At 55.7% G+C, this 21,731-nt stretch carries 12 protein-coding genes, 1 tRNA gene and 1 pseudogene; 10 read left to right on the top strand and 4 right to left on the bottom strand.

The genetic code is table 11. From position 1 onward, the window contains the following. Positions 1 to 25 precede the first annotated feature (25 nt). Positions 26 to 205, top strand: a complete 180-nt coding sequence (locus ACNPM8_RS13935) for a hypothetical protein (protein ID WP_332727321.1) — start codon at positions 26 to 28, stop codon at positions 203 to 205. Positions 206 to 221: 16 nt separating this feature from the next. Next, on the top strand, positions 222 to 722 hold the full coding sequence (locus ACNPM8_RS13930) for a GNAT family N-acetyltransferase (protein WP_332727320.1): 501 nt from the start codon (positions 222 to 224) through the stop codon (positions 720 to 722). Here the strand turns inward: ACNPM8_RS13930 and ACNPM8_RS13925 are convergent. Together ACNPM8_RS13925 and ACNPM8_RS13920 are read right to left on the bottom strand one after the other, a co-directional pair. Next, the gene (locus ACNPM8_RS13925) at positions 709 to 987 is read right to left on the bottom strand and encodes a putative quinol monooxygenase (protein ID WP_208294223.1); all 279 of its coding nucleotides are present in this window, start codon (positions 985 to 987) and stop codon (positions 709 to 711) included. The genes ACNPM8_RS13930 and ACNPM8_RS13925 overlap by 14 nt on opposite strands. Before the next feature lie 186 nt (positions 988 to 1,173). Then, a pseudogene (locus ACNPM8_RS13920) lies at positions 1,174 to 1,716 on the bottom strand (LysR substrate-binding domain-containing protein); the annotation flags it as partial. A 1,508-nt stretch (positions 1,717 to 3,224) separates the two neighbouring features. Here ACNPM8_RS13920 and ACNPM8_RS13915 point away from each other — a divergent pair. The 4 genes from ACNPM8_RS13915 to ACNPM8_RS13900 all read left to right on the top strand — a co-directional run bounded on the left by ACNPM8_RS13915 (position 3,225) and on the right by ACNPM8_RS13900 (position 14,571). After that, entirely contained in the window at positions 3,225 to 11,282 is an 8,058-nt protein-coding gene (locus ACNPM8_RS13915; protein WP_448940034.1) for an SdrD B-like domain-containing protein, read from the top strand. 180 nt (positions 11,283 to 11,462) lie between these two features. Then, complete coding sequence (locus ACNPM8_RS13910) at positions 11,463 to 13,790, top strand: helix-turn-helix transcriptional regulator (protein ID WP_133833059.1); 2,328 nt, start codon at positions 11,463 to 11,465, stop codon at positions 13,788 to 13,790. 272 nt (positions 13,791 to 14,062) lie between these two features. Further along, entirely contained in the window at positions 14,063 to 14,326 is a 264-nt protein-coding gene (locus ACNPM8_RS13905; protein ID WP_105657093.1) for a type II toxin-antitoxin system Phd/YefM family antitoxin, read from the top strand. Further along, entirely contained in the window at positions 14,323 to 14,571 is a 249-nt protein-coding gene (locus ACNPM8_RS13900) for a type II toxin-antitoxin system RelE family toxin (protein WP_105657094.1), read from the top strand. The genes ACNPM8_RS13905 and ACNPM8_RS13900 overlap by 4 nt, the downstream gene beginning before the upstream one ends. A 285-nt stretch (positions 14,572 to 14,856) precedes the next feature. Here the strand turns inward: ACNPM8_RS13900 and ACNPM8_RS13895 are convergent, their stop codons facing one another. Then, positions 14,857 to 16,161 carry a CocE/NonD family hydrolase gene (locus ACNPM8_RS13895; RefSeq protein WP_448940033.1) on the bottom strand — a complete coding sequence of 435 codons (1,305 nt, stop codon included), beginning with the start codon at positions 16,159 to 16,161 and terminating at the stop codon, positions 14,857 to 14,859. Between ACNPM8_RS13895 and ACNPM8_RS13890 the strand changes: the two genes are divergently transcribed. Further along, positions 16,151 to 16,606: a hypothetical protein gene (locus tag ACNPM8_RS13890; RefSeq protein ID WP_166650658.1), complete on the top strand. Its 456-nt coding sequence runs from the start codon at positions 16,151 to 16,153 to the stop codon at positions 16,604 to 16,606. The two genes, ACNPM8_RS13895 and ACNPM8_RS13890, sit on opposite strands and share 11 nt — an antisense overlap. A gap of 390 nt (positions 16,607 to 16,996) precedes the next feature. On the opposite strand, the gene ACNPM8_RS13885 is transcribed toward ACNPM8_RS13890, so the two are convergent. Further along, positions 16,997 to 18,787: an ABC-F family ATP-binding cassette domain-containing protein gene (locus tag ACNPM8_RS13885; RefSeq protein WP_448940032.1), complete on the bottom strand. Its 1,791-nt coding sequence runs from the start codon at positions 18,785 to 18,787 to the stop codon at positions 16,997 to 16,999. Between the two features lie 197 nt (positions 18,788 to 18,984). Here ACNPM8_RS13885 and ACNPM8_RS13880 point away from each other — a divergent pair. The 3 genes from ACNPM8_RS13880 to ACNPM8_RS13870 all read left to right on the top strand — a co-directional run bounded on the left by ACNPM8_RS13880 (position 18,985) and on the right by ACNPM8_RS13870 (position 21,697). Beyond that, positions 18,985 to 19,059, top strand: a tRNA-Gln gene (locus ACNPM8_RS13880). A 133-nt stretch (positions 19,060 to 19,192) separates the two neighbouring features. Further along, positions 19,193 to 20,644, top strand: coding sequence for a bifunctional UDP-N-acetylglucosamine diphosphorylase/glucosamine-1-phosphate N-acetyltransferase GlmU (gene glmU / locus ACNPM8_RS13875; protein ID WP_388024133.1), 1,452 nt, complete (start codon positions 19,193 to 19,195; stop codon positions 20,642 to 20,644). Between the two features lie 72 nt (positions 20,645 to 20,716). Continuing rightward, complete coding sequence (locus tag ACNPM8_RS13870; RefSeq protein WP_448940031.1) at positions 20,717 to 21,697, top strand: ribose-phosphate diphosphokinase; 981 nt, start codon at positions 20,717 to 20,719, stop codon at positions 21,695 to 21,697. Positions 21,698 to 21,731 lie beyond the last annotated feature (34 nt).

Genomic DNA, 21,731 nt, shown 5'->3' with positions numbered 1-21,731 from the left:
GCACACTGGGGCATAGGCTGTGGCCATGGGACTTGATAAACGTGGAATCTATGTGTGCGCACTAGCACTTGTGCTCATTATTTCTGGCGTCTTGATGATCACGCTGATGCAGGCCGGAATTCTTGGCTGGGCACTGCAAGCGGCCGGAATCATCGTCATGGCCTTCTCGGTGGGTGCGGCGCGTGCGCCCAGGGCCCGTGCCTGAGGTGCGCGAGGAGCCCATGGGCGCCTGCAGCTTGTCGGCACGCGGCCAGAACTACCTGCTGCGCGAAGCACGGGCTACGGATCTTGCCCAGATCATTGCCTTGATGGCAGATGATGAGATCCGTCGTGCAGAGCATGCGGACGCTGGGGACGCCGGGGAACAGTATCTGGAGGCTTTCAACGAGATTCACGCAGACCCAGCGCATACGCTGATCGTGGTGGAGGGCAATGACGGAGCCATTGCCGGCACGATGCAGCTGACCATGTTGCCGGGTCTTGCGCGCAGGGGAGCGAAGCGGATGCAGATCGAGGCAGTGCGCGTGGCCAGCGCATTGCGCGGCGGTGGCCTGGGAACGGAAATGATCCGCTGGGCCATTTCCGAAGCCGAAAGCAAGAGAATTCCGCTGGTCCAGCTGACAAGCGACGCGCAACGCCAGGACGCGCACCGCTTTTACGAGGGGCTAGGATTTACCGCGTCGCATGTGGGCTTCAAAATGCACCTGGCTATAAGCCCTTGATCTTGTAGATTCGTTGCAATCCGGAGGTCGTCTGGCCCCATTCGCTCTTCGCGGCCCGCTGCTGGTGGGCCTCGAAAGCGGCACTGTCTTCGAATTCCTCGTGCACCAGCCAGACCCAGGGATCGCCGGTTTGCGTGACAGAGAAAGAAATGCAGCCGTCTTCCGCCTTGGTGAGGCGTATATGCTCCGGCAGCAATTTCTCCACCAATTCAGCCTCAGCCGCGTCCGCGCACAGCAACCGGCCCTCCATGATCACAATTCCCATGTTCGCCAGTCTGCCACGATCTTGAGTGGATTGGGGAAAAATCACAGTATAAGGAGATGGCCCGGAAACCAGTATTTCCGGGAATTCTTTTTGGCCGACTTACGCAGGTGTGATTGTTAGCTTCGTTTGACGTTTAAGTCGTAACTTCGATTGGCGGCTTTCCAGCAACGAGGCGGATATGAACCACTAAAGTTCACCTCCTGGCGGATTGGCTGCGGCATAGCTTACGACGGCTTGAGCTGCGGCCTGGACGGCTGCTCGTGTTTGCCGTTGAGACACCAGCCACATCGTAATCTCGAGCGGGAGGCCAAGTATTGGCCGCCAACGCCAACCAGGCAACTGGCGTTGGGCTGTCATCTGGCTGACCAGCGCCACATCGGCATCTGCAACCTCCGCACTTGCCCTGGCGTGTTCAACGAACTGCGCAAACTGCCACTTTGGCTGCACGCCTGCCTCCAAGGCACTGCCGAGAATCCCCTCCTGTTGCGGCGTCGGCACCTGATCCCGCGAGTGGATAAGCACACGAACGCCGTCCAAGGAGGGCACAGTCAGCTCGGCCTCATGCATGAGCGCCGAACCAGGTCGTATGGCCAGGCCAAAGGCTTCCTGGCGTAGCTTCCACGAGGCGTATTCGTCAGGGGGTTGCTGATGGAGCATCGCCAAGTTTTGCCTGCCCTCACGAAGCATGCGTAATTGAACGGAGCTGTTGGCTTCGATCAAGGTCGGAGTGCAGGCTGGCGCAAGGGACGCACCGCCGAAGACGCAGCACGCCTGGTCGGGTGGAGCCGTGCCACGTTCTACCGTCATCTCGGTGATCCAGGGATAAACACGGGCACAGAGTAACTTTTCAATTCACAAATGCATGCAAGTATTCACATCGACCGAAATTCCATGTCAGCAAGGTCTCGCAACGGGCTTGTACGCACGACTAGATGTTGCTACTTGAAGCCCATGGTTGCGAGACTTTCGAAGCGTTGAATTTTCAGTGCTTTTGATGCGGGGGAGCGGTGTTCGAAGAGACGTCTTGCAACCTATTGGTTACAAGACATGTCGCCGAATGTATTTACCTTGTTTGTCTTCTTATTTAGGTAGCCCCCGGGTCTATGAAAAAAGCAACCGTTGCATCGAGGGGTTCACTTAGAATCAGCCCATTGCATTCGACGATCGAGTGGCCGATACAGTCGTCAGCAGTAAGGCGCTTTTAGAGGTGCCGGAAATTAAGAAACCCGCCGGATGCCGGCGAACAGCCTTTGTACGCGTACTTGGCCACGAGGGATTTATTAAATAACTGAGTCAGCAATAACTGTGTCAGCGGAAATGATCGACCTAGCACTCGTGAGTTAGAGATTTAGCGCTCATGGGTTAGAAAGGGTGAATTTTGGGGTGAATTTAACCCGTGAGCCGACGAAAGGTTATTTTCAGTTGGACACTCTTGAAGTACTTGCAGTTCTGTGAAGATGGTAGATAATTCACGAGCTCCAAATTGGGAAGAATCACATCACTTCTGACGCGTGATTATTTCACCTTCCCTTCGTGCTCCAGTGTCACGAAAAGTGAAATCCTCTGGCGCGAATGACTTCAATTGCTACTCACCGAGAGAGCTGTTCTAAATATAGCCATGTCAAAATCATTTTCCAACGCCAAATTTAGTAAGGTATGAAAATTTTCAAATCGAAACGCGTACTTGGCTCAGCATGAATGTATCTGAGAGAGAATAGCGATCTTCGATCATAAAATCCGTGGTTGCGAGCTTCTGGAAATCTAGCTCGTATGCATAACGCGCAAATTCGCATAGTAATCCTTCCCTGACCTCAGCTATTTCCAACCTGATAGTCCCATTTATCACCTTGCTAGACTCGCGATGTCCACAGTGGGGGAAGTCTCCGTTTAGGGAACCAGACGGGTGTTTACCACCCTGCTAAACAACGGTAATTGGGAATATGAAAATGCGAATAGAGCACGAATCTGGCGTATCAAAACGCTGGAAATCTATGCTTGCCTCGTTCCTTGCGATAACCGTCGGAATTGGAATGGCAGGTGTAGCGCCAGCAGTGGCCGCTCCTTCCTCCGATTCGTCTGTAGCAGATACAGCTGTCGCAAGCGCCGACTCGCAAGAAGGCGGACCGGAAGGTCAAGAAGCAAGTGATTCAAGAGCGGACAAAGAGTCCACAGCAGTCAATAATATTCAGGGCACAATAGCACCGCAAGTTGGTACTCGTGCCGCCGCCGGTGCTGGCATGTTCTTGGAAAAGAATCTGACCAGTAATGAAGTGATTCGTCCGGGCGATTTCGTCAACTACGAGATCAAGCTCGGCTGCTCCTCAAACACTGAACCGTGTAGCGATGCGTTTCTGATTGATGCCCTTCCTGAACCATTGGTGCTGGAAAGCATTAATTACAACGGGTTCGCGAAGGATATTACCGAAGAACCCTCGGAAGATGGCACTTCGGTAAAGCTGACTTTCAATGAAACCTCTGAGGACCGCCCCGGGAAAATCGGTATCAACGATGGCACCGACTACACGATAACCATCGTGGCAAAGTTCCCCGATAACGCGGACCCAAAATTCAACGGCCAGCAGCTGATTAACGAAGCAGAACTCACTTCTGACCTTGGATCCATCAAGGACCCAGCCGAAGCTGTTGTTCCGAACATTGATCTGGCTCCCAACGCCGAAATTACTAAGCAGTGGTCCGAAGATGTGCTGGAGCAAGGAGCTGATAAGAACATCAGCGCGACGCTCGGAGGAATCAAGAACACCTCAAAGGTGGGCGCAACTTCGCTGATCATCGAGGAGCCATCAGGCAATTCCGCTCCATTCGCTTCAGTTGAATTCACCGGATTCGGTGACATTGTCTACCCCGAGGGTGCCGATGAACTCGTCGTTTCCTACTTCGTGGGTGACGCGCCAGAACCTCAGGTTCTAGAAACCGCCAACCCTAACGCACCGCCTGTATTCCCGGAGAGCTTTGATCTAAAAACCATTACCGGGTTTAAATTCGTCTTCACCTCAACGAAATCAACCGACACCGAAGGCGGAATCATCGCCAACGGTACAACTGGATCGATTCCACTGAACACCGTCCTACGCGATGGTGCCGAAGCCGCTGTGGTCGCGAATGAAACCAACATCATCGCTGTACTCCCTAACGGCGAACAGAATGACCCTTTCACTGCTGAAGATAGCTTCGTGATTGAGTCGGCAAACTACACGGTAGATGCCACGAAGTCCTTCTCCCCGGAGTTGGTCGTTGCTGGTGATGCCGCAGAAATTGGTGAAGGGCGCAATGCTTCTACGGTGAAGCTTGGACTGACCAACACCTCAAATCGAAATCTCACTAATCTAACTTTGAAGGAACCCGCAACGGGTACTTCACCGTTCGGCGAAGGTATTGATTTCGACCAGTTCAACGGCGGCACCTGGCCAGCCGGAGCCACCGCGGGTGTGCTGACGGTTGACGGCATAGAATACCTACTTGAGAACAATGACGGAAAGATCTCCTTGCCTGACAATCTTCCTGCGGGTAGTGACGTCAAGGGCTTTGAAATCTCCTTCGACGGCACTTTCGCCCCTGGATCTGGATACGAGTTCGAATTCGGTGTTCTGGCAACCGCAGTTTCTCCCGACGGCTACAAGAACGTTGTTCTGGGCCAGGGCACTCCCTCTGGAAACCAAGATGTCGTCGAAGACGAAGCCGATGCGACCTTGCTGGTCCAGGAGCCAAAATTCGCGTTGATCGGTGGCAAGGGATTTACCCCTCACCGCATCGAAGGTATACCGGGCGACAAGACTACCGTTTGGCTAAACACCAAGGTTGATCAGAACAACACCAACATGGACGTCCGCGAGATCGTGCAGACCGACGACTTCTCATCAATGGTCCCCGCACTCAAGGCCAACAGCATCTCGGTGCCGGCTACCCAGGGGGCCACTAAGGTCGTTGTAAAATATAAGGATGCCAGCGGTGATTGGCATGACTTGGTCATCTCCGAAGACGGCAAGGCAATCGAAAACACCATCTTGCCCGAAGGTGCTACCGGAGTTCAGATTACCTACACTCGCGATTCAGGCTCGTTCCCGCACGACAAGGATGTGCAGGCATTAGTCAACTTCGAGGTCATTACGGAGCTATCCGATGAGTTGAAGACCGACAACGTCTTGGGTGTCAACAACGGTGACGATACCGAAGGGTCAGTCTGGGTCGACAAGAAGATTCAGCTGCAAAGTTCGAAGTCTTGGGACCCGAGCGTCATCGTTCAGAAACCTGTTTCCGAGGCGCCGACGAACAAGAACCCAACGAGCGCCTTGAGCCTATGGGCGAAGAACACTTCAACCTATGGTGTCGACAAGCTGTCGATCGTTGATTCGAAAGACGGCGAGGTTAATCCTTTTGACTACGTTGACATTACAGGTATCAGTGTGCGACTGTCTGACGAAGCACTCCAGGATCTAGCCCACCTGACTTTGAAGACCGCTGCTGGGGACCTGAACTTCACCGGTGCGGACGCTCTGACCCCAACGCTTTCGGACGGACGCAGCTGGGAAGAAGTCACAGCATTTGAATTCAGCCTCGCGAAGGACGGCGAAAAGCTGGTTCCACGCGACGCCGAGTTCTGGGTCTCTGTTGGCACCAAGCTGCGCGATGACCTTCGTGGCTCGGATCCGGCACAACCCATCGACGCAGCATTGGCCGAGCTTGACCGTATTGACGGCAAGCGCGGCTACGTTCTGCCTAACACGGCTGTAGCGACCGTTCAGCGCGGTGACGAATCGGCTGTCAAAGAACCACAGGCACCGCTGGAGATCATCACCGAAAACTCGGTGGATCTCAATGCAACTTTGACCAAGACGTTCAACCCCGAAGGCCCGATCGACTTCTTTACCAGCAACGGTAACCCCGCACCGGTAAACGTCACCTTGAACGTTAATAGCGGAACCCACAAGGCCGACTACGTTCAGATTGTGGATCAGGATCCAACATTCTGGAACACCTTCGACTTCGCCGGGTGGGATCCCGTCCCAAACAGCCGTGTCTACGATGTCACCATCGAGTACTTCACCGGTGCGGAGTATGTGTCGAAGGATGGAACGCTGGTCGCTGAAGGCGGCGACTGGACTACTACTGCGCCTGCTAATGATCAGGTTCAAGGCGTTCGAGTCACTGCTGAAGGTCGGAACTTTGAAGAACTTGTCAGCAATGACACGACCATCAAGTTCAATGTTCTGCCGCGGTACACCCTGCGCAGTGGTGAACTGATTGCACTCGAAGACGGTCAGAGTAATCCTGGCGAAACCCAGGCACTGGCAACCGAGAACACTGCTTCGGCAGAGGTCTCCCGTCTGGGCAAGGATCGTGACACCGACGACGCAACCGACGATCTGGTATTCAACCCGGGAAAGACCCATTCCGAGGTTTCTAAGACTTCGGATGCTCGCAACGGTCAGATCGCGCCGGGCCGTGAGTTGAACTACACGTTCACGGCCACCAACAACGGTACCGACGCGATCTTGAATCCTGTCATTACCGATATATTGCCAAGCGATGCTCAGGATCCGAAGCTGATTCTTGATCCTGAATGGCAGTCGCTGACTACGTATTCTTTTGACAAGAAGTTCAACCAAGCGCCGGAAGGCAGCGCGGTTGATACCTCGAAGGTTGTTGCGGTTGAAGAAGGCAACTCTCTGAAGTTCAGCTTCCCCGAGGGAACCAAACTGTACCCGGGCGAATCGATCACCGTGAAGCTCCCAACCACGGTGCGTGGAGGGCTGAACGCGAAAGAAAAACTGGAGAACAAGGTCACCTTCAGCGGTGACAACTCCGAAGAGAGCAGCGATGACAATCTCGTTTCGATCATCGAAGGCCAAGCCTACTCATCACGTAAGCTCGTTCGCGAGGTTCTGACAGGTGGACAGACCGAGAAGACCGGCGTGTACAACGTCAACTCTAAGGTTGAAAACGCTGACACCTGCTACGAATTTGAAGGCGGATTCTATCGTTACCCATGCATCGTGGAGACCAAACCGGGCGGTATTGCCGAGTGGAACCTCAGCGTCACCAACACCGGTAACGTCAACGCGCAGCACATGGAAATTCTGGATATCTTCCCCTACATCGGTGACACCGGTGTAACGGGTTCCCAAGCCAGCACCCCGCGTGGTTCCCAGTGGATTCCAACCCTCTTGGACATCAAGCTGCCAGAAGTGCCTGCAGGAACCGACATGGTGCTCTCTTACCTGACCGGCGACCCTGCGCTGTGCAAGCCAACCGGCGCAAATATGCAGGATCCATGGGCTGGTTGCGACGGAAACTGGACCACCGAGCGTCCCGCTAATCCGAAGGAAATCAAGGGCATCAAACTTGTCCTGGATTCGTCCGAAGGGTTTGCGCCAGGCGAGAGAGTATCGCTGACCTTCACCACCGTTTCGGAAACTGAAATGCCCGAGGGCGCTTCGGACTTCGCGCCGGCGTGGAACTCCTTTGGTTACGCAGCCCAGGCTCAGGTAAATGGCCAAACCGATTACCGCAGCCAGGAGCCAATCAAGACTGGTATCACCTTCAAGCCTGAGGAGAAGGAGAAGGTCTCGGTCGGTGACTACGTCTGGATCGATGAAAATCGTGATGGTCTGCAGGATGAGGATGAGAAGGGCATCAAGGATGTCGTTCTGACCCTCGCCGGGCCGGACGGCAAGGAAGTTACCGATGTCTTCGGTAACCCAGTGCTGCCGACCATGACCGATGAGAACGGCCTTTACATCTTCGAGAACCTACCAGTCCTCGAAGACGGACAGTCCTACAAGGTGAGCATCGATCGCGAAGCGTCGAAGGAACCGTTGGCTCCTTACATTCCGACCATCGAGACAGATGATAGCCGTGAGAATGACTCTTCGACGTGGGAAGCAACCTCTACCGGTCTGACCGAAGACGGCCAGCATGATCCAACTTTGGACTTCGGATTTGTTACCCCGAAGGTCTCCGTTGGCGACTATGTCTGGATCGATGAAAACCGTGACGGAATCCAGGATGAAGATGAGAAGGGCATCAAGGATGTCGTTCTGAAACTCGCTGGACCTGACGGTGAACCAGTAGTTGATATCAACGGCAACCCCGTTGAAGCAACTATCACCGATGAGAATGGATTCTATGAATTCAAGGACCTGCCGGTACTCGAAGATGGACAGTCCTACAAGGTGACTATCGATCGGGAAGCTTCTAAGGAACCGTTGGCTCCTTACATTCCGACCATCGAGACTGACGACAGTCGTGAGAATGATTCGTCGACATGGGAAGCCATTTCACAGGGGCTGACTGAAGACGGGCAGCACGATCCAACCTTGGACTTCGGATTTGTTACCCCGAAGGTTTCCGTTGGTGACTATGTCTGGATCGATGAAAACCGTGACGGAATCCAGGATGAAGATGAGAAGGGCATCAAGGATGTCGTTCTGACCATCACCGGGCCGGATGGCAAGCCAGTAGTGGATGTCAACGGGAAGCCTGTTGGGCCAACCACCACCGACGAAAACGGCTACTACGTCTTTGACAACCTGCCGGTTCTCGAAGATGGACAGTCCTACACGGTGAGCATCGATCGTGAAGCGTCGAAGGAACCTTTGGCTCCTTACATTCCGACCATCGAGACTGACGACAGTCGTGAGAATGATTCGTCGACTTGGGAAGCCATTTCGGAGGGTTTGACTGAAAATGACGATCATGATCCAACGTTGGACTTCGGTTTCGTCACGATTCCGAAGGTTTCCGTTGGTGACTATGTCTGGATCGATGAAAACCGTGACGGAATCCAAGATGAGGATGAGAAGGGCATCAAGGATGTCGTTCTGAAGCTTGTTGGACCAGATGGTGAGCCAGTAGTGGATGTCAACGGTAACCCTGTTGAACCGACTACTACCGATGAGAATGGTTTCTACGAGTTCAAGGATCTTCCTGTACTTGAAGAGGGGCAGTCCTACAAGGTGATCATTGATCAGGACGCGTCGAAGGAACCATTGGCTCCTTACGTGCCAACCAAGGAAAACGGCGCCGATCGAGATAAAGATTCCTCGACTTGGGAAGCTGAGTCGGGTGACCTGACTGAAGACGGTCAGCGTGATCCAACCCTGGACTTCGGGTTCATTGCTCCGAAGGTCTCCGTTGGTGACTACGTCTGGGTCGATGAAAACCGTGACGGAATCCAAGATGAGGATGAGAAGGGCATCAAGGATGTCGTTCTGAAGCTTGTTGGACCAGATGGTGAGCCAGTAGTGGATGTCAACGGTAACCCTGTTGAACCGACCACTACCGATGAGAATGGTTTCTACGAGTTCAAGGATCTTCCTGTACTCGAAGAGGGGCAGTCCTACACGGTGAGCATTGATCGAGAAGCGTCTAAGGAACCGTTGGCTCCTTACGTGCCAACGATTGAGACCGATGGTAGCCGTGAGAATGATTCGTCGACTTGGGAAGCCATTTCGGAGGGTTTGACTGAAGATGGCGAGCATGATCCAACGTTGGACTTCGGTTTTGTTATTGCTCCAGAGGAACCACGGGTCTCCGTTGGTGACTACGTTTGGGTTGATGAGAACAACGACGGACTACAGGATGAGGATGAAAAGGGCATCAAGGATGTTGTTCTGACTCTTGTTGGTCCAGATGGCAAACCTGTAGTGGATGTCAACGGTAATCCTGTTGAACCGACTACTACCGATGAGAACGGTTTCTACGAGTTCAAGGACCTTCCTGTACTCGAAGAAGGTAAGTCCTACACGGTGAGCATCGACCGAGAAGCATCTAAGGAAGCTTTGGCTCCTTATGTGCCAACTGTTGAGACGGAAGATAGCCGTGAGAATGATTCATCGACTTGGGAAGCCAAGTCGGAGGGTCTGACCGAAGATGGTCAGCACGATCCAACCTTGGACTTCGGTTTTGTACTGAAGCCTGAGCCGGTCAAGACTTATGCCGTGGGCGACTATGTCTGGGTTGATAAGAACAATGATGGGTTGCAAGGCGATTCTGAAGTTCTTGATGGCGTCAAGGTAATTCTGCTTGACGGTAACGGTGAGGAAGTTTCCTCGACGACTACCGATAAGAATGGTCGCTATATCTTTGATGAGCTGCTGGCCGGCGATTACCAGGTCAAGTTCGAGCTGACTGCCGAGCAGGCTGAGAAGTATGAATTTACTTCGCAGGATGCTGGGGAAGATGATGCGAATGACTCGGATGCTGATCCGAAGTCTGGCCTGACTATCAAGTTCACCTTGGATGACGAGAATTCTTCGTTGACCAAGGATTACGCCGATCAGGAGTTCAAGGCTACTGAGGGTATCGACCCAACGTGGGATGCCGGTGTGGTTCTGAAACCAGAACCAGAGCCGACGGAACCTACCGTGGAGCCGACGGAACCTACGACTCCGACGGAACCGACGGAACCTACGACTCCGACGGAACCGACGGAACCTACGACTCCGACGGAACCTATCGTGGAGCCGACTGAGCCGACAGAGCCGACTGAGGAACCTTCGGTTTCCTTGGGCGATTATGTATGGGTCGATAAGAACCGCGACGGAATTCAGGATAAGGACGAAGACCCAATTGAGGGTGTCGTGCTGAAACTGATCGGCCCGGACGGCAAGGAAGTTGTTGATGTCAACGGGAACCCAGTCGGTCCGGTAACCACTGACGAGAATGGCTACTACAACTTCAAGGATCTTCCGGTCTTGAAGGATGGAGAGTCTTACACGGTGGTCATTGATCGGGAGGAATCCGCTGATGCTTTGGATGGCTACCTGCCAACCAAGGAAAATGGTACCGACCGGGATAAGGACTCTTCGACTTGGGAAGCTAAGTCTGAAGGTCTGACCGAAGATGGGGATCACGACGGGACTCTCGACTTCGGCTTCTATCTAGACGAAGATCCTGAACCGACTCCGACGGATCCAACTGAGCCGAGCCCGACGGATCCAACTGAGCCGAGCCCGACGGATCCAACTGAGCCGAGCCCGACGGATCCAACTGAGCCGAGCCCGACGGATCCAACCGAGGAACCTGCAGAAGATTCAACCGAGTCGCCAGAGAAGAGCAAGGATCCTTCACAGGATCCAACCTCTGCTGAGAAGTCTGATCAGCCTTCAGGCTCGGACTCTGTGGATGGTTCCGAGGAACCGCAGCAGACGCAGAAGCCAAAAGACGATGGACTGGCTAGCACCGGTTTCACTGCCTTGTGGCTACTGGCGCTTGGTTTGGTCTTGACGGCGGCTGGTTTAGTTTTGGCTCGACGCACTCGCGGACGTCACAGCTAGTCAGCTCTTGAAGTAATACAAAAAGCAATGCCCGGATTTCCCATTTAGGAGATCCGGGCATTGCCCTATTCCTAGCAATATTTTTCGACCGTGTGAGCTAAAGTCCGGCGGTGCCCCTGTGTCAAAAAACTACCCGGAACTCCTTCCGAAAGATCCCAAGTCAAAAGATATAATTTGGGCATGGACCCCCAAACGCAGTCAAGGCCTCCCGCTGAAGAACTTGTTGCCGAGATTTTATGGGACCGGATAGCCCCAAGCCTCGATCCGGAGATACGCTTGTTGTTGATCTATGCGCCGCAAGAATCGAATCGGCACCGGGTGGCTCTACGATGGCTCGATGGCCAAGGCGAGCTGATCAACGTGGGTATTCCGCCCGAGGAGATCTTCGATAAAATTGCCGAACAGCAGATGCGTGCACCCAACACACGCATAGCGGTCATTCTTCCTGCTGATTTTCCCGCCGCCAAGATGCTGCGCCATTTCAATGCTCACGTTGTTGATTTCAAGGATCTTTTCTTAACCGCTTCAGATATATCCACGTTGACCGGAGAAGATTTCCCTGATGCAGAAAGATTATGGCAACTGACCGGTGGTTGGCCTGGTTGTGTGCGTAGTCTCTTGGCGGATTCCTCTAATCAAAATGCTGCAGTCAATGCGCTGCGTCGTGCAGCCTTGCCATGGATTGATGCTCTTGATCCTGAAGGCATATTGAGGGAGTGCGCGTTCCTTCCTGAACTTACTGAAGATCTCATGGTAGCTTTCTATGGCGATCGTTATCCAAACCCTCCAAGTATCTCGGCCCTTAGCCGCGCGGCCATGGCACAACGCTCCCTGTCCGGGGACTGGGCTATGCCCCAATTGCTTCGGCAGGTGATTATTGACGACTTGGAGTGGCGGGAGCCCCAGCGTGCACAGTGGCTCCACGAGCACGCCATCGAATCCATGCATGCGGCTGGAAGAACCGGCGAGGCCGTACGTTCAGCACTAGGCAGACATTCGTGGCGGGCTCTTTCCACCGTCCTCGTCGATGGGTGGGTGGACCTTTTTACCACTGAGCCACGTCTCCTATTCGAGGCAGGCACCCGGTTGCCTCGATGGGCTACTCGACGATCGCAAATCTATGGTCCTGCGATGAAGATCGCTGCCGCGGCCGTTAAAGACCGGATGGTTATTCCTTTTCCGACAACGGAGCCTGACTATTTGACGGATCAGACTGCCCAATTGCTACGCGAGCACACCATCGAGCTCTATAGGCAACCGAAATCTGAGGCTATCTTCGCGGGCTTGGTTGAGTTGGGAATACTGAGGTTCCACGGCCACTACGGTTCCGAAGGGGCAGATGCCGCACGCCGTCTACGTCGTGCGGTCCGGCAGGCAACAGCTGCTGGCAATGTCAGACCATCGTTGGCAGCCATGGCTGAATTACATGCCGGAATGTCGATGGATATCGCCAACGAACGCCCTGCGGCGGCAGCCGCTTACGAATCTGCGTGGTCCTTGGCCGAGGTTACGGAAAACCATTTTATTGCCGCGGATGCAGCATCCAAATTGTCGCTGGTTCATGCTCAGGAAGGCAACACCCGTGCTGCTCGTCGCTGGCTCGTAAGCTTCCGCCATCATCATTCCAAGGTTCGTTGGGGTTCGGCAATGGTCGGTCGAGCTGCAGAACTTGCCGAAGCATTCGTGGCTTTCGCCGAGTTGGATATCGGAAAATTGGGTTCAGTACTTGGTCAACTGCCAGATGAGCCTGATAACGATGAGTTTTGGGCGGTGCACGCGCTGCTACTTGCCATCCATGCGGCATCGACTGATCGAGCAGAGGCAGCGCACCGGATTCTGGGGGCACTTGTGCTCTCCCGCCCCTATGCAGCCAATTCACCCATGGCCGGTAGAGCCTTGCATCATGCCGCAGCATTTCTGGGTGTTGAGGGTGGTTTCAATGCGTTGAACCATCAAGGCGCGTCCACAATACCCGCTTCTTCACCTGAACTCATTGCAACCCGTGCGCTGTATCGACTGTATCGGGGGGACCGCAACGGGGCTCTTGCTGTTCTGGCGGCAACGCCGAGCTTAGTGACTGGAGCCCGGCACGATAATCTGATCCGAAATACGCGGCTAGCAGCACGTTACATTGGGGTGCTGCCGGAAGGCGTCCTGGAGGACATTGCAAAACGACATGCATTGGATGGTGAGCTGATTGATTTGGCCCCGTTTTGGATGAGCGGGAGCATGTTGGAATTGGAAGAGTTGCTGCAACTTACTTCCGATCAGCTGGGCAGATTGAAGATTTTTATGCCACCCACCAGTGTCGAAGTCAGGCCTGTTTTGACTGATCGTGAACTCAGTGTGCTCGCAGGCCTGCGTGCGGACCGTTCACGCGGTCAGATCGCAGATGAGCTTTTTGTCTCGCCTAATACTGTTAAATCCCAGATTAGTTCTCTATACCGCAAGTTGGATGTGAATTCAAAAGCAGAAGCACTAAAAATTGCCACACGTTGGGGGTACTAATCAGCGCCTGGTAAGCCCCAAGAGATATCCAATGAGCCTAGATGTATCAATACTCATGGGAAGAGTGCTTTACGGATAGGCGGTTTATGGAACTGGGTTTAACTACGAAATGACTTGGAAAATCTGTTGATTTTTCAACTGTCGAAAATATCGTCAAGGGAAGTTGATTGATGTGTCGTAAACGACGATTTTGACACGCACCGCCGATGCTTTAGTTTTCAATTGAAACTGTCCATTATGTATATTGTGTACACAAATGATATCGTAGAAGAATGAACTCCATCACCTCCTCTGTCACGATTCGCGCACTTCGCGATGGTCTTGCTGATGCTGTTAGCCGTGCTAGCTATGGGCATGAGCGTGTGCAGATTACGAAGAATGGAAAGCCTGCTGCGGTCCTCATTGGACCTGAAGATTTTGAGCTTTTGGAGCAACTGGAGATGTTCCGGGATGTCGCCGATTATCGAGCCGCCAAGCTGGTCGATGATGGCGAGCGCATTAGCCTCAGCGAACTGCGCGCTGAGCTCGACGCGTGACCTCTTGCCGCGTCGAATTTACCACTTCGGCTGCTAAAGAACTGAAGAAGCTAGACCCTGGTATACGGCGTCGCGTTTTGTTAGGTATTGCTCATCTGGAGAGGGATCCTCGTCCTAGCGGGTGTAAGAAACTAGTAGGTGAAACTAACGCGTGGCGGATTCGTATTGGTGACTACCGGGTACTTTATGAAGCGATGGACGAGGTTCTTGTCGTCACGGTCGCCCGAGTGGCGCATCGTCGCTAGGTTTATAGGTAGTCGTCGCCTGAATTGTCAGCTAGCCGCGTCTGGGGCTCCGTTATCAATGATTTCTAGTCGTTGAGCGATTCATTCGCTTTGGCCTTATTTAGGCGGATCGCGCATGGTTCATGCAGGCATTGCGAGATATCAATGCCGTTGCTCGACCTTCGCCCGCTGCGGGGTGAATGATCCTGAGACTTTCAGCTGTGTGTAATCACTCCACATAACCGGCGTACGAACACAATTCCCCGTGGCGCGCTCAGCGCCACGGGGCAGTTGCCAGTATTCAGCTCAGGTCGTCGTGTGCCCTGAAACCGACATCAGCGCCCGTGCCGTCAAGCCCATGGTCAGGCGCCACTTGAGGGAACCAGGCCAAGGGTTCTTGATCCATTCCCCCTGTGCTTCGACTGGAACGATGGGCAGATTCACCTTGGAACCGGTTACGCCGGACAAGATGTCGTTGTGCGAGACGACCATGTCATCTTCGGTGCACGTATTCAGGTCGATGAAGCTGCCTGGGTTGCGTTCGTAGGTGGGGAACTTGCCGCCCGAGATGGCAATTTCAATCCTTTCTCCGGGCTGGACTTGGACCGAGGTCGGGCGCATCTCGATGGTGTAGGTGACTTCTTCGCCTGGCACCACGGCCTCGGGCTTGTCCCGGCCATTCCGGTACCGTGCGCGGGTGATGCCTTCGCTGTAAAGCCGCGAGGTTCCATATGCTGAAACGACATTCAGCTCAACCAGCCAGTCGACGTCTGTGGAGGAGGTTCGAGCTTTGAGCTCGACGCTTGGCCATCCGGTAATCTCGACCGGGACAGTAAGCACGTCCGATTGGTAGACCAGGACCCCAGGGTGGTCGTGATGCGCTCCGACATCGGGCAGGCCACCAGCGACGGACTTGGCATCGTATGGGTTGCGCGGATCGTAGTCGAATGAGCGTTCACCTTCTGGGCCTGGATCTACGCTGAGCCTGTTGTCGGCGCGAAGGTAGTGGGAGGTGACCTTGGTTCCAGCGATGGGCCACTGTTGCTCAGCGCGCCACTTGTTGGCACCCAAAACGTAGATGTACGCCGATGGGCTCGACTCATCTCGCTTGCTGTCTCGATTGCGCGATGCGATCCAATCGAACACGATCTGGTTGGTATCCACCGTGCTGCCAGGAAGTTTGACGCCAGACAATTTTTCGCTGACGAAGTTTCCGTGCTGCCACGGGCCGACGACCAGGAGCTGATCGGTCGATGCCATCTCGCTGGCCAGCTCGAACTGCCGCACCGTATTGCGGGTAAAGAGGTCGAACCAACCGCCAATGTGGGCGATTGGAACTTCGATGCGTGCCGCTTCCTCGCGCTCGACGCAGCTCTCGGAAAAGAACTGCGGATCATCTCGGTGGTTCAGGCGGTCTTCCAGCAACGTCGGGAAATGACGGAAGAATGGGAAATCGGACATTGGAAGCCTACGGTATTTTGCCGCTGGATTTGCATTCAAGGCGTCGAGTTCGTCCTTGATCGCAGCACGCTCCGGCTCGGGCTTGGTCGCGATCATGGCTGGCCCGACGATTGGGTTGGTGGCCCATCCCAAGACGTCCTTGATCGACATCACTCCATTTTGGAAAGTGCGGGTGGTGTATTCATTGTTTGCAGTATATTTTTTTCCAGTCGAAACGTCAGCGCACGATCTTTGGCCCGACGTCTTCGTCTCTATTTCGTCGGTGGTAGCTTCTCTTGCTCGGCCACTGGCCGTCATTTTTCTACTCATGAAGTTCCGCACTGGATTAGAAAGTCTCTTGGAAGCGATAAAAGACCGTTTGCCCAGCATGGAAAGCCTGAAAAGTCCTTGGCTTGAGGCTTCGTGGAGCACCGCTGCAGTCAAAGTCCTGTCCGAAGGAATCAAGAGTTTAGGTCAAGAGCAGACTGTTGGCTCTGAGCCATCGGACGAGCTCTCATCGCAACTCGCGAAGGTGAAACCATCGGCCGGGGTTATTAACGCATTTCTCGAGGTTGAGCGGCAAGTCGGAAAGTATCTTAAGGCTGTTGGTTCCTAGCCCTCACGTGCTGGATCGTCCATCACCGCCTTTCGACGAGATTCCTCCGCCCCCAGTAATCTGAAAAAATGCTGTGACCGAACTAGCTTCGCTTCGAAATGCCGCCGCTCATGGGGTGGGAGATATAAGCCTTGAATCAGCTCTGGAATACATCCGTGTGGCGTCGCAAGTAGCTGGAGAGCTGGATTCCCTCACCAATGAATCGTCGACGGGACTGTCGCAGGGACCCTTCTAAAGGCGCACGGCAGTGATATTTTAGGAACCGTACACAGCCAGTAACGTGGCAAGCCAGTACCAAATAAACTAACAGTAGCGTCGCCTTAACTCGTCTGCGTGTGTCTCAACAACGACCGTTTCCGGCCCCTCCAGCTCAGTCACAGTACGCAGACGCTATCCGAGCAGCTCGGACAGTTCCAGCCACCGTTCTTCCAATTCGTCGATCTGCGCTTGATACTCGTTGATCTCAGCGGTGAACTTGCCCAGCCCTTCATAGTCGCTCTGGTCATGATCGGCCATCTTGGCGTGGACCTTGGCGATCTTTTCCTCTAGCTGGCCGACCTTGCGTTCATTGGCATTCAGTTCCTTCTGCGCGGCACGCAGCTCTGCGCCCGAAGGGCCAGCAGGCTTGGCGGCAGTTTCGGAAGAAGCCTGCGAAGGATTGGACCCGCCAGTGGAACCTTCGGCAGCTCGCAGCAACAGGTACTCGTCCACGCCGCCGGGCACGTGGCGGAAGTTGCCGTTCAGGATCGCGTACTGCTGGTCGGTGACGCGTTCGAGCAGGTAGCGGTCGTGGGAGACCACGATCAAGGTGCCGGGCCAGGAATCCAGCAGGTCTTCCAGGGCCGCCAGCATGTCGGTATCGACATCATTGGTGGGCTCATCGAGGATCATCACGTTGGGCTCATCCATCAGGATCATCAGCAGCTGCAAGCGGCGGCGCTGGCCGCCGGAGAGTTCAGCAACCTTGGTCGACAGGTGTGCCGAGGAGAAGCCCAGGCGCTCCAGCAGCTGGGCCGGGGTCAGGTCCTTGCCATCCACATTGAACGTGGTGCGGTAGCGGGCGAGGATTTCGCGGACCTTGTCCTGGCCGATCTGCTCCAGTTCGCGGAACTGCTGGTCCAGCACGGCCAGCTTCACGGTCTGGCCGCGCTTGATCTTGCCGCCAGTTGGCTCCACGGTCCCGGCGATCAGGCCCAGCAAGGTGGATTTGCCGGCACCGTTGGCACCGAGCAGGCCGGTGCGTTCGCCCGGGCCGATGCGCCAGGTGAAGGGCTTGAGTACTTGCTTGGCGCCGAAGGAGACCTCCGTGTCCAGCAGGTCGATGACGTCCTTGCCCAGCCGGCTGGTGGCCATCTTCTGCAACTCCAGCGGGTTGCGTGCCGGCGGGACATCGGCGATCAGCTGGTTGGCTGCCTCAATGCGGAACTTCGGCTTGGAGGTACGGGCCGGGGCGCCGCGGCGCAGCCAGGCCAGTTCCTTCTTCATCATGTTCTGGCGCTTGTTTTCGGTGACCGCGGCGATGCGGTCGCGTTCCACGCGCTGCAGCACGTAGGCGGCGTAACCGCCCTCGAAGGGCTCGACCAGGCGGTCGTGCACTTCCCAGGTGGTGGTGCAGACCGCGTCGAGGAACCAGCGGTCGTGGGTGACGACCATCAGGCCGCCGGCGTTCTTGGACCAGCGGTTATTGATGTGCTCGGCGAGCCAGGAGATGCCTTCGACATCCAGGTGGTTGGTCGGTTCGTCCAGGATGACGACGTCCCAGTCCTGCACCAGCAGCGCGGCCAGAGCCACGCGGCGGCGCTGGCCGCCGGAGAGGGTGCTGACCTTCGCTTCCCAGTCCAGGTCGGCGCCCAGCCCGGAGATGATGTCGCGGATGCGCGCTTCGCCGGCCCACTCGTGGTCGTCCATCTCGCCCACCACGCAGAAGTGCACGGTCGCTTCGGGATCCAGGGTGTCCGACTGGTCCAGCACGCCCACGCGCAGGCCGTTGCGCTTGGTAACACGCCCGGAGTTGGGCTCGATCCTGTCAGAGAGCATGCCGAGCAGCGAGGACTTGCCTTCGCCGTTGCGACCCACCAGGCCGATGCGGTCGCCATCGGAAATGCCGATGGTTACCGAGTCGAAAACGACATGGGTGGGATATTCCAGATGTAGGGCTTCGCCCCCGAGTAAATGAGCCACAATTTCCATTTTACGTTCCGGGAGCAAATCGAGGCCCTGGCAGGACCATCTGAGCGTGTGCCGTGCCAGGGGGCTTGGGCAGTTTAAAGCAGAGAATAAAAGTGAGTTTAGCTACGGTGTTTTGCGATTTCGCACATCGGGCTGATCATGGCAGAATAATTAGCGTGCTTGTCGGGCATGACCTGCGCAAGCCATTTTCCGCCCTGGTGTAATGGCAACACGCCAGCCTTTGGAGCTGTGCATTCTAGGTTCGAATCCTAGGGGCGGAACCAATGATGAAGCGTCACGCAAGTGGCGCTTTTATTTTTTAACCAGTTTCAGCGCACCCCGGAGCTCGCGATAGACTTGCTTTGAGGTTTTACTTCTCTGCCCAAAACCTTGAATCCAATTTGCAGGAGAATGCACTTGAGTGATCAGGTCAACGCACCAGTAGCTGTCATCGTCCTAGCCGCCGGCGCTGGCACTCGCATGAAATCGGCGAAGCCGAAGATCATGCATGAAATCGCAGGTCGGTCGATGATTGGCCACGCACTCTACGCGGCTTCCGCGTTGGAGCCGCAGAACCTGGTAGCGGTGGTCCGCCACCAGCGTGATCTGGTCGCAGAGCACATTCTGGGACAGTTCCCTTCCATCACCATTGCCGACCAGGATGAAATCCCGGGTACCGGCCGCGCCGTGCAGTTGGGCTTGGAAGCCGTGGACCCATCGCTTGAAGGCACCGTTGTGGTGACCTATGGCGATGTGCCGTTGCTCACCAGCGAGGTGCTCCAGGAACTGGTTGCTACGCACGAGTCGAACCGCAACTCCGTGACCGTGCTGACCACCGAATTGGATGACCCTAACGGCTACGGCCGCATCCTGCGCGATGAACAGGGCGAGGTGGCAGGAATCCGCGAGCAGAAGGACGCTTCGGCAGAAGAACTGCTGATCAAGGAAATCAACTCCGGCATCTACGCTTTCGATGCCCAGATCCTGCGTTCGGCGCTGACCGAGGTCACCACCGAAAATGCGCAGGGCGAAATGTACCTGACCGATGTGCTCGCCATCGCCCGCGCACGCGGTGGCCGCGTCGCCTCCTCGCAGATCGCTGACCGCTGGCAGATCGAGGGCGCCAACGACCGCGTCCAGGTTTCCAATCTGGCCCGCATCTACAACGAGCGCAAGACCGAATTCTGGATGCGCCAGGGCGTGACCATCGTTGATCCGGCGACCACGTGGATCGACGCTGACGTCATGATCGGCCAGGACGCCACCCTCAAGCCAGGCACCCAGCTGCACGGCGAGACCATCATCGGCGCCAATGCCACTGTTGGCCCGGACAGCACCCTGACCAACGTGGTTGTTGGCCAGCGCGCTACCGTGAAGCGCACCGACGCCACCGACTCGCGCATCGCTGATGGCGCCTCGGTTGGCCCGTTCGCCTACCTGCGTCCCGGCACCGACCTCGGTGCGGATGGCAAGATCGGCGCCTTCTACGAAACCAAGAACGTCACGATTGGCCGTGGCTCCAAGCTCTCGCACCTCGGCTACGCCGGAGATGCTGAAATCGGTGAATTCACCAATATCGGCTGCGGCAACATCACCGCAAACTACGATGGCGAAAAGAAGCACCGCACCAAGATCGGTTCGCATGTGCGCACCAGCTCCAACACCGTATTCGTTGCCCCGGTTGAAATCGGGGACGGCGCCTACACCGGAGCCGGAGCCATCGTCCGCAAGAACGTCCCGGCCGGTGCCTTGGCACTGTCTGTGGCACCGCAGCGCAACTCCGAGGGGTGGACGCTGGAAAAGCGCCCAGGCACCTCCTCGGCTGACGCAGCGTTCAAGTCCTCGCTGAACTCTTCGGCTTCCGAGTAATTCAGCTACAGACTTCATTTCCTCGACAACAACCTCATACGTGATAGCGAAGCGAGCGAGAAAGCAAACCCCATGAGTGAAATCAGCCATAACGTCGACAAGAAGCTGGTGCTGGCCACCGGTCGTGCGCCCCCTGAGCTGGCTGCAGAAGTAGCCAAGGAACTCGACACCGAACTGCTGCCGTTGAACGCCTACGACTTCGCCAATGGCGAGATCTACGTGCGTTCGGATGAGTCGGTTCGCGGCAAGGACGTTTTCCTGCTGCAGTCCTACCCAGCACCAACGAACAACTGGCTGATGGAACAGCTGATCATGATTGACTCGATGAAGCGTGCTTCGGCCCGCCGCATCACTGTCGTGGCGCCGTTCTACCCTTACGCGCGCCAGGACAAGAAGGGCCGCGGCCGCGAGCCGATCTCGGCCCGCCTGGTTGCCGACCTGTTCAAGACCGCCGGTGCTGACCGCGTGATTTCCTGCGATCTGCACACCGCACAGATCCAGGGCTTCTTCGACGGTCCGGTGGACCACCTGTTCGGCTTCCCGTTGCTGGCTGACTACATCAAGTCCAAGGTCGATGTAAATGAAGTCACCGTGGTTTCCCCTGACACCGGCCGCGTGCGCGTTGCCGAGCAGTGGGCAGATCGACTGGGCGGCACCCCGCTGGCCTTCGTCCACAAGTCCCGCGATCTGACGGTGCCTAACCAGGCCGAGTCCAAGACCGTGGTTGGCCAGGTGGAGGGCCGCATCGCGATCCTGATCGACGACATGATCGACACCGGCGGAACCATCGCAGGCGCTGTGCGCGTGCTGAAGGAAGCCGGCGCCAAGGACGTCATCATCGCGGCTACCCACGCGGTCTTCTCGGATCCGGCTGCCCAGCGTTTGGCTGATTGCGGTGCCCGCGAGGTTGTTGTCACCAACACCCTGCCAATCCCTGAAGAGAAGCGTTTCGAGAACCTCACCGTGCTCTCGATCGCCCCGACGATCGCCCGCGCGATCTCGGAAGTATTCCACGACGGTTCGGTCACGAACCTGTTTGACGGCCGCGCCTAGCAGCCCTCGTTTCGCAAAGCCTCTGGCCGGCCCC

The sequence above is a fragment of the Glutamicibacter sp. AGC46 genome, assembly GCF_053543715.1.
This window is presented reverse-complemented; position numbering and strand designations above follow the sequence as displayed.

What these genes read in the sequence shown, in the direction of transcription:
- ACNPM8_RS13935 (WP_332727321.1), top strand. Translation starts at nt 26, where the DNA reads ATGGGACTTGATAAACGTGGAATCTATGTGTGCGCACTAGCACTTGTG.
- ACNPM8_RS13930 (WP_332727320.1), top strand. Translation starts at nt 222, where the DNA reads ATGGGCGCCTGCAGCTTGTCGGCACGCGGCCAGAACTACCTGCTGCGC.
- ACNPM8_RS13925 (WP_208294223.1), bottom strand. Translation starts at nt 987, where the DNA reads ATGGGAATTGTGATCATGGAGGGCCGGTTGCTGTGCGCGGACGCGGCT.
- ACNPM8_RS13915 (WP_448940034.1), top strand. Translation starts at nt 3,225, where the DNA reads ATGTTCTTGGAAAAGAATCTGACCAGTAATGAAGTGATTCGTCCGGGC.
- ACNPM8_RS13910 (WP_133833059.1), top strand. Translation starts at nt 11,463, where the DNA reads ATGGACCCCCAAACGCAGTCAAGGCCTCCCGCTGAAGAACTTGTTGCC.
- ACNPM8_RS13905 (WP_105657093.1), top strand. Translation starts at nt 14,063, where the DNA reads ATGAACTCCATCACCTCCTCTGTCACGATTCGCGCACTTCGCGATGGT.
- ACNPM8_RS13895 (WP_448940033.1), bottom strand. Translation starts at nt 16,161, where the DNA reads ATGTCGATCAAGGACGTCTTGGGATGGGCCACCAACCCAATCGTCGGG.
- ACNPM8_RS13870 (WP_448940031.1), top strand. Translation starts at nt 20,717, where the DNA reads ATGAGTGAAATCAGCCATAACGTCGACAAGAAGCTGGTGCTGGCCACC.